Genomic DNA, 12,424 nt, shown 5'->3' with positions numbered 1-12,424 from the left:
ATCGTTATCCAAACCAGATTTCGTATGTCTTTCTAATTTAATTTAGCTAGAGTAAAAATGAAAAAATGTAAGGGTTATCAAAGGGGAATTCTAGTACTAGAAGTATTTCGCTAGTAATCTACTAAAAACATTATATGAAAGAAGGGAAATAGGATGAAAAAGTGGCTACTATTGCTTTTAACTGTCATTTTCGGATTAATTGGGTTAGCTGGATGCAGTGATAGTGATACAACTTCAGGTAATACAAAAGATGAAAAAGTGGAAATCACATATGGTTTTTGGGATAAGAAGCAAGTTCCTGCCATAGAAGAAATCGTTAAGTTATTTAACGAAGAAAATCCAAACATTAAAGTGAAAACAGAGCTAACTCCGTATGGTCAGTATTTCCAAAAGCTTGAAACAGCAGCCACTGGGGGTGCCTTGCCAGATGTTATGTGGATGAATGGTGCACATGTTGAGCAATATGCTGAAGGGAAGGTTATTCTTCCGCTTAGTGAGCTTGCAAAGCAAGATAACTTTAGCTTAGATAATTATCCGGAATCATTAATTGATCTTTATACAGTCGATGGAAAAGTATATGGTATTCCAAAAGATTTTGATACAACAGGCTTATGGTATAACAAAAAAATCTTCGATGAAGCAGGTGTGCCATATCCAGATGAAACTTGGGATTGGGACAAGTTAAAGGAAGCTGCTGAAAAACTGACAAATAAGGATAAGGGTATTTGGGGTTATGCAGCTTTAATGGGCAACCAAGGCGGTTATTATGATTTCATTTGGCAAAATGGCGGTTATATTATTTCTGAAGATGGCAAATCTGTAGGTTTTGATAAACCTGAGGCAATTGAGGCACTTAAATACAATATCAGTTTTATTAAAGAAGGCTTATCTCCAACCCAAGCGCAAATGACGGAAACAGCTGCTTCTGAACTCTTCGCTTCAGGGAAAATCGCGATGATGTTTGATGGACCTTGGATGGTTCCAGAGTATAAGCAAAATCCTGATTTGGACGTTGCTGTTGTGCCAAAAGGCAAACAGCGCGCGGTAGCTATTCATGGGTTATCCAATGTTATTGCAGCGAATACAAAGCACAAGGATGCTGCATGGAAGTTTGTCCAGTTCCTGGGCTCCAAAGAAGCAGCAGAAGTGTTTGCAAAAACAGGTACCGTTATTCCTGCTTATAATGGTACACAGGAAGCTTGGATTCAAGCCGTTCCAACTTTAAACCTTCAAGCCTATATTGATGGTGTTGAATACTCTGTTCCACTGCCGAGTGTGAAAAGCACAGGGGAAATCTGGCAGTATGAAACAGATGTGCTTAAGAAGGCATGGAGTGAGGAAGAAAGTGTCGAAGATGCTGTAAAAGAGTTAACGAAAAAGGCAAATGAGGCTTTATCAAAGAAATAGAAAAATTGAAGAGGAGAATTAAATTCTTCTCTTCTTTTTTCTAAAAAGGAGGGAATATAGTGAAGGAACTTCCTTTAGAGGTTGAAGTAAAAGCAAATCAAAAATTTAAGGTTTCTAATTTAGCAAAGACAAGGAAACGATCGGATTACTTTTGGGCTTATCTTATGATTACTCCTCTCATGTTAGGCCTGGTTATTTTTTACCTGTGGCCCATCATTCAGACCTTTTACTTTAGTTTTACCGAATGGGGAGCATTTGGACAGTATGAGTGGACGGGGTTAGATAATTATAAGCGGATGCTTGAGGATACGAATCTATTAAAATCGTTCAAGAATACAGCAATATATATTATTTTTACTGTCCCAATTGGAATTTTCCTTTCTATTTTAATAGCTGTTCTCCTGAACCAGAATATTAAGGGGAAATCGGTTTATCGGACATTGTATTTCTTGCCGGTCATTACCATGCCGGCTGCGATCGCGATGGTTTGGAAATGGCTTTATAATTCCGATTACGGCCTGCTAAACTATCTTTTATCATTAATCGGAATTAAGGGACCACAGTGGGTGAGTGATCCGAAAATTGCCTTATATTCGATTATTGTGGTAGCCATCTGGAGTGGAATCGGTTATAACATGGTCATTTTCCTCTCTGGGCTTCAAGGAATTCCGAAGACCTATTACGAAGCAGCGGAAATGGATGGGGCCGGTCCCATCAGGGTGTTCTTTAAAATCACACTGCCACTGCTTTCTCCTGTTATTTTCTTTGTAAGCATTATGTCGCTCATTGGGGCATTTCAAGTATTTGATTTAATTTTCATGATGATTGGAAAAAGCAGTACAGCATTGGAAAATACACAATCGATTGTGTATTTATTCTATCAGCATGCGTTTGTATTAAATGATAAGGGATACGCTGCAGCTATCGCTGTTCTCTTATTAGCTGTTATCCTGATCATCACAGCGATTCAGATGGTCTTACAGAAAAAGTGGGTTCATTATGACTAAAGGAGGGATAATCATTGGAAAGATCGAAACAGCTTTTGAATAATAAAACATTCCTTATCCATTTTGTCCTTATAGTAGGATCGGTGGCAATGGTCTTACCTTTTTTATGGATGATCTTAACCTCATTAAAAACCTATGCTGAGTCTATTCATGTCCCGCCTGTGATTATTCCGGAGGATTTCCAATGGGGGAATTACAAAGAGGTCTTTGGGCTGCTGCCCTTTTTCGAATTTATGTATAATACCTTTATTGTGACCATTTTACGAACCGCAGGGCAGTTGTTTCTCTGTTCGTTGGCTGCCTATGCTTTTGCCCGGATTGAATTTCCAGGCAGGAATATTTTGTTTATGCTCGCCTTATCTGTGCTAATGGTTCCTGGACAAGTGTTTTTATTACCGCAATATATGATTATGGTGAAATTAGGGTGGTTGAATACTTTGCAAGCGGTGATAGTCCCTGGATTGTTTAGCGCTTTCGGTACGTTCCTGCTACGTCAATTTTTTATGGGACTTCCAAAAGAACTGGAGGAAGCAGCTAGACTCGATGGCTGTAACCACTTCCAAATCTACTGGAAGATTATGCTTCCTCTCGCCAAACCTGGATTGGTTGCATTGGGTATTTTCACTACTCTTTGGAGTTGGAATGAATTAATGTGGCCGATGATTGTGAATAGTTCTCCTGAATCGATGACTCTTTCTGTGGGGTTGTCATCGCTGCAAGGTCAATATTTAACTAATTATCCGATCCTGATGGCAGGTTCCTTCTTAGCTATCCTGCCAATGTTGATTTTATTTATCATCTTGCAAAAACAATTTATTGAAGGAATTGCCGTCACAGGCGGAAAATAAATAGACAAGCATTCAAAAGTCAAAAAGATCAAAAAAGTTCTTTTTCGTTGGGTTGACCCAACAAGTTTTGTGATGTAAAATTAACCTTAATAAGATTGAAAGTTTCGGTTTGAAGGTCATGTTTGCGGCCATTTCAATTCTGAATAAATGATATTCTAAAAAACTCATAGTCTGGTGTCTATGAGTTTTTTAAAAAGATAACTTGTACCAACAACCCATCCCCCGCAAGGGTGGGCGGATATGATGAGAATAGTAATCTTCATTTTCTGTAAGGAGAGGACCAAAAATGGCGCAAGCATGTTTAACTTCCAAGAATCATGGCCAAATCGGTGTCATGTGGAAAACTGTTTCAGAGGCTTGTAATCTCGCATGCGATTATTGCTACTATAGTGGCTGCGGCGGGCAGCCAGGAAAAATAGACAAAATTGATCCGGTCGTTCTTGAAAAGTTTATAAAAGAATACATGTCCCTATCCAATGGCGTTGCTTCCTTTGCTTGGCAAGGGGGGGAGCCTCTTCTTGCCGGGCTGGAGTTTTTCCAACAGGTTGTTTTCTTACAAGCTAAGTACGCACCTAAAAATACCATCATTAGTAACGTGCTGCAAACCAATGCAACCCTTATTACCGAGGATTGGGCAAAGTTCTTTAAACAGTACAATTTTTTAATTGGTGTCAGCCTCGATGGACCGAAGGATATCAATGATGCCAGAAGGGTCACTGGTCATGGAATGGGCAGCTATGACCGAGTGATGCGCGGGATCGATTTCTTACGAAAATATCAGGTAGAGTTTAATATTCTCACTGTCGTCCAAGAAAACAATGTTGGGCGGGCAAAAGAACTGATGGAGTTTTATCAGAGTGAAGATTTTTCACATGTTCAGTTTATTCCTTGCATGGATTTCCGCGCCCAAGAACCAAATAAGCCAGGGCGATATTTGATTTCCCAAGAGCAATATGGCCAGTTTTTATGTGAGGCCTTTGACCTTTGGTATAACGATGGTAATCCGACGACCTCTGTTCGGTTTTTTGATAATATGCTGAGTGTTTATTTACACCAGGAAGCTGAATTGTGTGTACACCGCCAATCATGCCCGAAAACGCTTATCCTTGAACAAAACGGAGATGCCTATCCTTGTGATTTTTATATTAATGATGACTATAAGCTGGGGAATGTTGGGGAAGATGACCTTTCGGATTTGTTAACTAGTCCGATATATTCTGAGTTTTTAAGTTTGAAACCAAATTTACCGGATAAATGTAAAAGCTGTAAGTATTTGAAGTTATGCCACGGAGGTTGCCCGAGAAATCGGCAAATGGATGAAGCCATCCACCCGGATTATTTTTGCAATAGTTATCTCCAAATTTATGATTATGCACATGAAAGAATGGAAAGGCTTGCAGAAAATATAAAACGGCAATGGCTGAGCAATCATCTTCAATCAGGTCGTAGGAAGCCCGAAAGGAACGATTATTGCCTTTGTGGCAGCGGGAAAAAGTTTAAGAAGTGCTGTGAAGCGCTGCTAATAAAATAGACAAATTGGATTGTTGAGGTGAGAGAGATGAAAAAGGCCATCGGGCTTGATATCGGCGGGACAAAGATTGCAGCGGGAATTATTTCGGAAGCGGGAGAATTGCTTTACCGTCAGGAAGTGAAAAGCGATCCTTCCGACCGAGAAAGTATGTTTAAACAAGTCGTATCAGCGGTAGAACAAGTTCTTCGTGGAACTTCATTTTCAGAAATTGAAGGTATCGGCGTCGGGGTACCAGGAAAGGTTGATCGCGAGAACGGTATCGCTATTTTTCAAAACAATTTACCTTGGCAGCAGTTTCCGATTGCTGCTCGCCTGCAGGAGCAATTTGGCTCCATACCAACCACCGTGGACAATGATGTCTATATGGCAGCATTTGCGGAGTGGAAAGCGGCACAAGGAAAAAGTAATGAAACCTTTGTCTATGTGACGCTCAGTACAGGAATCTCTTGTTCTATCATCCATAATGGTTCCTTTTTGAGAGGAGCTGGATTCGCCGGTGAACTGGGGTTGATTCCGGTTCTTTCGAAAGAGGGCAATGAACGGCTGGAAAAAATCGCCGCCGGTCCAGGGATTCAAAATATAGCAGGGGTTCCGACTAAGGATGTCTTTACTGGATTTGTAAACGGGTCAAAGGAATTTCAGTCCATCATCGATGAGGCAGCCAATCATTTAGCACAAGGGCTCTATTCCATTTCTAGTTTAATAGACCCGCACAAAATGGTATTTGGCGGCAGTGTTATTGTAAATAATCCTTTTCTGCTTGAGTTAATCAAGAGAAAGCTAAAAACCTATCAAATTTCTGAACAGCAGCACCTATTAGACCAAATGAGCATCAGTACACTGGCGCAAAATAATGGGGTTATTGGTGCAGGATTGCGCGTATTCGAAAGAATCTAATAAGGAGTGAGTCATTATGTTTACATTAAGCAGTGAAAAATTAGTGCCATTAGGTGCATCGGTCACAACGGCAGAGATAAAACAACAGCCAGAGTTATGGGATGAAGCCTATGCCTTGTATACAGAAAAAAGCAGAGAGATAGAAGAGTTTTTCCTGAAATTATCGATGAAGCATGCTAGAGTGCGAGTCATTTTTACAGGCGCTGGAACATCTGCTTATGTCGGTGAAACGGTCACACCTTATCTAAAAGGCAAAATTGATGAAAACCAGTGGGGAATTCTCAGTATTCCGACGACCGATTTAGTGTCAAATCCTTACCAGTATTTAAAAGCAGAGTTTCCAACATTACTGGTTTCGTTTGCTAGAAGCGGCAACAGCCCGGAAAGTGTCGCTGCCGTACAATTAGCTGAGCAAATCGTAACCGACTTGTATCAATTGACCATTACCTGTGCAAAGGATGGTAAATTAGCACAACTGGCTAAAGGTGATGAGAATAATTTATTGCTCTTGATGCCTGAAAGATCGAATGATCAGGGATTTGCCATGACCGGAAGTTATACTTGCATGGCGTTAACGGCCTTACTTGTTTTTGATCCTTTGTCGATGGAAGAGAAAGGGTCAATTGTGAAAACCATTCGTCAAATGGGTGAAAGTGTTATACGAAGAGAAGAAGCTATTCAAGAAATAATCGATTGTGATTTTGACAGAATCATTTACTTAGGCTCTGGCAGTTTAGAGGGATTAGCAAGAGAATCGCAATTGAAAATACTAGAGTTAACCGCGGGAAAAATTGTTACGGCCTATGATTCACCATTGGGATTCCGCCATGGCCCTAAATCATTTGTGAATGACAAATCATTAGTGTTTGTATTTGTTTCCAACCACCCTTATACACGTAAATATGATTTAGATATTTTAAAAGAAATGCAGCAGGATAACATGGCCAGTTACATTTGTGCCATCGGTGTGGATGGAGACATCAATTATGATGGGCACACATTCTCATTCGGCAGCGAGGCCGGGTCGATACCAGATGCCTACTTGGCATTACCTTTTGTCATGATTGGGCAAACCGTTTCATTGCTTGCTTCGATAAAGGTAGGGAATACACCGGATACCCCTTCCCCGACAGGAACGGTAAACAGGGTGGTTAAAGGCGTAACGATTTACGAATATCAGTAACATGATAGGGGAAATAGGCATGGAACGTTTTATCTACGCAGATAAGTTTTTTCTTGAGGGAATGGTTACAGGTCCTGGTTTTTTAAAAATAAAAGACGGAAGATTCGGTGATTTTTCGGAGGTTTTGCCAGATAAGGCAGCAGAAATCATTGATTACACAGGTCATTGGATTGCTCCTGGTTTAGTGGACACACATATTCACGGATTTTTAAATCACGATATTATGGACGGTGATTTTGAAGGGTTGAATCAGATTTCTGAGGGGCTCCTTTCCTGCGGAGTAACGTCCTTTTTACCGACAACCTTAACCTCCTCAGCAGAAAACTTGAATACTGTGGTTGAAATGATTGGTACCCACTACACAAAAGTTCGTGGAGCAAAAATTAAGGGGATATTTTTAGAAGGGCCGTTTTTTACCGAAAAACATAAAGGGGCGCAAAACACGAAATATTTTTGTGACCCTTCAATTGAAAAATTAAAAACATGGCAGAAACAATCCAAACAATTGGTTAGAAAAATTGCGATTGCCCCCGAAAGAAAGGGTGCAGCAGAATTTATTGAATATGCTGTTCGAGAAGAGATTGCAGTGGCGTTAGCGCATAGCGATGCAACGTATGAACAAACAAAACATGCAGTTGAAAAAGGCGCAACCATTTTTGTTCATACCTTCAATGGAATGAGTCCCCTGCACCATCGTGAGCCGGGGATGGCTGGTGCAGCAATGAACCTAAAAGATGTTTTTGCCGAAATCATTTGTGATGGACACCATGTTCATCCTGCTGCGGCCAACATCTTAATGAATGCCCGCGGAAGAGACCAAACTCTACTGGTAACTGATTGTATGATGGCTGGAGGCATGCCGGAAGGAAACTATCAGCTAGGGGAATTCCCTGTAGAGGTGAAGGACGGAGCTGCCCGAATACCAGGAGGCAGCTTAGCAGGCAGTATTTTGCAATTAAAGGATGCCGTTAAAAATGTCGTCGAATGGGGAATTGCGACACCCGAGGAAGCCATCTATATGGCGAGTACAGCTCCCGCTAAAAGCATTGGGATGGATGGGGAATGCGGGAAGATTGCCGCTGGCTATAGTGCCGACTTTATTGTGTTGAATCCTAATCTCGAATTACTTGCAACGTACCTTGATGGAGTATGCCGTTATCAAGTACAGAAAGAGGGAGTGCGATGATTTTAGCGGTCACCATGAATCCATCTGTTGATATTTCCTATCACCTCCAAGCATTCAAGCTAGATGGTGTGAATCGTGTGGAAAATGTGCGGAAAACGGCGGGAGGCAAGGGCTTAAATGTTGCCCGCGTGATCACACAAATGGAAGAAGATGTCCTGGCAACGGGGGTACTCGGCGGAACAATCGGCGACTACATCGTTCAAGAATTAAATAAAAGCGATATTCCCAGTGACTTTTTAAAAATTGAAAAAGAATCGAGAAATTGTATCGCCATTCTTCATGAAGGCATGCAAACGGAAATCTTAGAATCTGGGCCAACCTTAACGAAAGAAGAAGGGGCAGATTTTCTAGGGAAGTTTAATGACCTGTTGTCTAAGGTTTCATTTGTGACGATTTCAGGCAGTTTACCAAAGGGGCTGGAGGCTGACTTTTATCAACAAATGCTAACGTTGAGTCAGAAAAAGGGAGTTCCCGTTCTACTAGACACCTCTGGTGAATCATTAAGAAAAGCCTTGTTACATAAAGAAAAACCATTGGCGATCAAGCCCAATACGGAGGAATTGTCTCAACTTCTTGGCTTTGAGGTAGATGGCAGGATCAGCAGTTTGAAACATGCTTTGGATCAGGGGTTATTTAAAGGAATTGACTGGATTGTCGTTTCGATGGGTAAGGATGGTGCATTTGTAAGGCATGCTGGTGATGACTACCGGATTGCCATCCCAAAAATAGATGTGGTGAATCCAGTCGGCTCTGGAGACGCTACCGTTGCAGGGTTAGCGGTGGCACTGAATCGGAATCTGCCTGTCGAGGAAGTTCTTAAAACCGCTATGACGACAGGAATGCTTAATACGATGGAAGCAGGAACCGGTTCAATAAACATGAACAAGTTTGACCAATATTATGATTTGGTAATGGTTGAAAGAATAGATTGATAGGAGGAATACCAATGATAGAAGTAACACAAAACAAACTAGCAGCTTTAAAACGTTTATCCGATGAAAATGGTGTGATAGGAGCTTTAGCAATTGACCAGCGCGGGTCATTAAAAAAAATGATTGCAGCGGGAAGTACGAATAATGTCGGAGATGAAGGCATTATCACCTTTAAAGAATTGGTTTCGGAAGAATTAACACCCTACTCTACTGCGATTCTATTAGATCCAGAATATGGACTTCCGGCGGCAAAAGTCCGCAGCAAGGACGCTGGATTATTAGTTGCCTATGAAAAGACAGGATATGACGCTACAGCCGTGGGCCGTTTGCCTGATTTATTACCAGAATGGTCTGTGAAACGATTAAAAGAGGCAGGGGCCGACGCCATTAAATTTTTATTGTACTATGATGTGGATGAAAATGAGAAAATCAATGATTATAAACATGTTTATATGGAACGAGTCGGAGCGGAGTGTGTGGCTGAAGATATTCCGTTTTTCTTAGAAATCGTATCGTATGACGCCGAGAATGAGGATGTAAAAAGTAAAGAGTATGCCAAAGTGAAGCCGCATAAGGTGATTGAGGCGATGAGGGAATTTTCCAAACCGCAGTACCATGTGGATGTCTTGAAAGTAGAAGTTCCTGTCAACATGAACTTTGTTGAAGGTTACACGGAAGGTGAAACCGTCTATAGTCAAGAAGAAGCTGCAGCGTATTTTAAAGAGCAAAGTGAAGCAACAGACCTGCCATTTATCTTTTTAAGTGCGGGAGTAAGTGCTGAATTATTCCAAGAGACCTTGAAATTTGCTAAGAAATCAGGTTCCAGCTTTAATGGCGTATTATGCGGCCGTGCAACTTGGAAAGAAGGTGTGGCTCCTTTTGCTTCCGGCGGAGAACAAGCAGGTCGTGAATGGTTACAAGTCGTGGGCAAAAAGAATATTGAAGAACTTAATGTTGTTTTGAAAGAATCAGCGAGCTCCTGGTTTGATAAGGTTCAAAATAGTAATCTTGTATCTTCTTAAGCTAGTAATAAGGCCGGTTCATTAAGAACCGGCCTTTCGTTGTTTGTCTTATGAATAGAGCGTTATTCCTATCAGCCCAGAAAGAACAATTACATAGATAGGATTCCAACGAAGTTTTAATAAGGCGAATAAGGATAGGACAAAGATGATCCATAAGCTTATGGAACGAAAAGATCCATTGATGGCAACAAGGTGATTAGATTGGGCAAAACTTATTGCGGCGAAGATAATTAAACTAGTAACAAGCGGCTTTAACCCATAAAACATTGCTTCTACCAAGGGATTGTGGTGCATTTTTACAAAAAAGGCAGCTGCAATGAGGACTAAAATCAATGAGGGAAGTAAGATGGCTGCAGCAGCTATTATGGCACCGCTGATTCCTGCTGTTGAATAACCTATTAGAATCGCACTATTGGCAGCGATTGGACCCGGGGACATACCAGCAATCGCAATCATATTGGTTAACTGTTCGGAGGACATCCAGCCGTATTTTGTAACCGCTGCTTCGATAAAGGGCATCATGGCGTATCCTCCTCCAAAGGAGAAAAACCCCATGTAAAAAAATGTGTGGAATAGTTCCCATAACACCATGCTTAGTCCTCCTTGTTCTTAGATTCCAGCCCCCATAAAATAATCAGGGTTCGTGGCAGGATCCTTTTTCTTCTTATGTTTGTAGCCCATTCTTTTCTTTGAAAAAACCACTACAACACCGGTTAAGGCTCCGAGCAGAATGGCGGCGGTTGGATGAACAAAAAACAATACCGGAACCCCTGTAAGCGTAATAAAGAAGGTGGTTTTGTCAACAATCGCTGTTTTGGCGATTTTAATGGCTGCATAGATAATAATGGCTACAATGCTGATTCTTATCGATACAAATGCCGCTTCTAGCTTTGGATGATCATGAATGAAAAGGTAGGACGCTCCTAAAGCGAGAACGATTAAAAAAGTGGGCAGTGAAACCCCGATCATTGCGGCTAGTGCTCCTTTTACTCCGCCAACTCTATAGCCAACAAAAGTGGCACAGTTAATGGCCACCGATCCGGGAATCGTTTGCGACAAAGCAAACACATCTGCTACTTCCTCACTGTCCAGCCATTTTCGTTTTTCTACTATTTCTCTTTCGATGAGAGGGACCATGGCAAAGCCCCCTCCAAACGTAACAGGGCTTATTTTAAAAAAGGTCCAAAAGATTTCAATCAGTGTTTTCCAACTTTCTTTCATGTTTATCCCTCCTGTGCGGGAATAAGAATCTATATACTTAGGTTATCAGACCTGGCTTGAAGGGTAAATTGCAATAAATTTATGGGCTATAACCAAAACGTATAGCCTGTGGAATATAATACTAGAGAAGATAGTTGTTTTGTGGAGGTTGAGTTTTTTGAATATAGAGAGTCTGCAAATGTTTTGTTTAGTCGTAGATGAAGGAAGTATTAGTCAGGCTGCAAGATTAAGCTATGTCTCTCAGCCTGCTGTAACAAGACAAATTCACCAGCTGGAAAATTTTTATGGTGCATTGTTATTTGATCGAACCGATGGAAAGCTGAAGGTAACAGGTGCTGGAAAAATGTTATATCCATTTGCCAAATCCATTGTTCATGATTTTCATCGTTCCAAGGAAAGCATCAAACAGGCAATGGGTGAGTATCATACAAACCTCCATGTCGGTGCATCCTTTACAATCGGTGAGTATTTATTACCGAGCTTATTAGGGCGTTATAAAAAACAAACACCCGATATTAAAGTGACGTTAACTATAAAAAACACGCCAGGAGTATTGGAAGACTTATCGAATGATGTCATCGATATGGCCCTGGTAGAAGGACTGGTTGAGAATAAGGAATTTATCGTTGAGAAATTCGCTGACGATGAACTCATTGTGGTTTGTTCACCGGAACATGTATGGGAAGAACAAATCCAGATTGAAGAGCTGATTCATGAACGGATGATTTGGCGGGAATCTGGATCTGGAACACGACTGATTGTGGAGAACTCCTTAAGAGAACATGGGATAGTAGAAAAAATGGAAAGCTATATGGAATTAGGCAGTACGCAGGCAATCAAAAGTGCCGTCGAAGCAGGACTAGGAATCAGTATTCTGCCAAGATTAACGGTTGCTAGAGAACTGCAGCTTGGATTGTTACGAGAAGTAGGGATTGAAGGTGTCGTCATATCTAGGAACCTATGGCTTGTTAAAAAACAGCAACGCTTTAATAAGATTGGCGTTTCGCAGTTCTTAGAGTTCATTCAAAATGGTGGGGGTCACTCCTCGATATCGTAGCACTACTCGATATCGTAGCTTTTTTACGGTGTCAGCAATACATAGGTTAAGACTGCAGGCAAAGTGGGTCTTGAGGACAAATCGGCTGAGTGAGAAGAAGGAAATGTCCTCAATGTGGGGTATTGAGGACAAA

At 41.2% G+C, this 12,424-nt stretch carries 12 protein-coding genes; 10 read left to right on the top strand and 2 right to left on the bottom strand.

Features of this window, described 5'->3' with window-relative positions; translation table 11 throughout:
• Window positions 1-153: 153 nt before the first annotated feature.
• The 9 genes from BANA01_RS19605 to lacD all read left to right on the top strand — a co-directional run bounded on the left by BANA01_RS19605 (window position 154) and on the right by lacD (window position 10,013).
• Window positions 154-1,407, top strand: coding sequence for an ABC transporter substrate-binding protein (locus tag BANA01_RS19605; protein WP_063254346.1), 1,254 nt, complete (start codon window positions 154-156; stop codon window positions 1,405-1,407).
• 59 nt (window positions 1,408-1,466) lie between these two features.
• Window positions 1,467-2,414: a carbohydrate ABC transporter permease gene (locus BANA01_RS19600; protein WP_063254345.1), complete on the top strand. Its 948-nt coding sequence runs from the start codon at window positions 1,467-1,469 to the stop codon at window positions 2,412-2,414.
• An 89-nt stretch (window positions 2,415-2,503) separates the two neighbouring features.
• Window positions 2,504-3,262, top strand: a complete 759-nt coding sequence (locus BANA01_RS19595; RefSeq protein WP_235847186.1) for a carbohydrate ABC transporter permease — start codon at window positions 2,504-2,506, stop codon at window positions 3,260-3,262.
• 286 nt (window positions 3,263-3,548) lie between these two features.
• Complete coding sequence (locus BANA01_RS19590; protein WP_063254343.1) at window positions 3,549-4,793, top strand: anaerobic sulfatase maturase; 1,245 nt, start codon at window positions 3,549-3,551, stop codon at window positions 4,791-4,793.
• 27 nt (window positions 4,794-4,820) lie between these two features.
• Window positions 4,821-5,690: an ROK family protein gene (locus tag BANA01_RS19585; protein ID WP_063254342.1), complete on the top strand. Its 870-nt coding sequence runs from the start codon at window positions 4,821-4,823 to the stop codon at window positions 5,688-5,690.
• A 16-nt stretch (window positions 5,691-5,706) separates the two neighbouring features.
• Window positions 5,707-6,873, top strand: a complete 1,167-nt coding sequence (locus BANA01_RS19580) for an SIS domain-containing protein (RefSeq protein ID WP_063254341.1) — start codon at window positions 5,707-5,709, stop codon at window positions 6,871-6,873.
• A gap of 19 nt (window positions 6,874-6,892) precedes the next feature.
• Entirely contained in the window at window positions 6,893-8,059 is a 1,167-nt protein-coding gene (gene nagA / locus BANA01_RS19575; RefSeq protein ID WP_063254340.1) for an N-acetylglucosamine-6-phosphate deacetylase, read from the top strand.
• The gene (gene lacC, locus BANA01_RS19570; protein ID WP_063254339.1) at window positions 8,056-8,991 is read left to right on the top strand and encodes a tagatose-6-phosphate kinase; all 936 of its coding nucleotides are present in this window, start codon (window positions 8,056-8,058) and stop codon (window positions 8,989-8,991) included. Before nagA ends, lacC begins: the two co-directional genes overlap by 4 nt.
• Before the next feature lie 14 nt (window positions 8,992-9,005).
• A complete protein-coding gene (gene lacD / locus BANA01_RS19565; RefSeq protein WP_063254338.1) occupies window positions 9,006-10,013 on the top strand; it encodes a tagatose-bisphosphate aldolase in 1,008 nt (335 codons plus the stop codon).
• A gap of 48 nt (window positions 10,014-10,061) precedes the next feature.
• Here lacD and BANA01_RS19560 read toward each other — a convergent pair whose 3' ends face one another.
• Together BANA01_RS19560 and BANA01_RS19555 are read right to left on the bottom strand one after the other, a co-directional pair.
• Window positions 10,062-10,604 carry a chromate transporter gene (locus tag BANA01_RS19560; RefSeq protein ID WP_063254337.1) on the bottom strand — a complete coding sequence of 181 codons (543 nt, stop codon included), beginning with the start codon at window positions 10,602-10,604 and terminating at the stop codon, window positions 10,062-10,064.
• A gap of 18 nt (window positions 10,605-10,622) precedes the next feature.
• On the bottom strand, window positions 10,623-11,234 hold the full coding sequence (locus BANA01_RS19555) for a chromate transporter (RefSeq protein WP_063254336.1): 612 nt from the start codon (window positions 11,232-11,234) through the stop codon (window positions 10,623-10,625).
• A 157-nt stretch (window positions 11,235-11,391) separates the two neighbouring features.
• On the opposite strand from BANA01_RS19555, the gene BANA01_RS19550 reads away from it, so the two are divergent.
• Entirely contained in the window at window positions 11,392-12,291 is a 900-nt protein-coding gene (locus tag BANA01_RS19550; RefSeq protein WP_063254335.1) for a LysR family transcriptional regulator, read from the top strand.
• The last annotated feature ends 133 nt before the right edge of the window (window positions 12,292-12,424 follow it).

Source organism: Neobacillus niacini NBRC 15566 (genome assembly GCF_001591505.1).
In the GTDB taxonomy this organism is placed as follows: Bacteria; Bacillota; Bacilli; order Bacillales; family Cytobacillaceae; genus Neobacillus; species Neobacillus niacini.
This window is presented reverse-complemented; position numbering and strand designations above follow the sequence as displayed.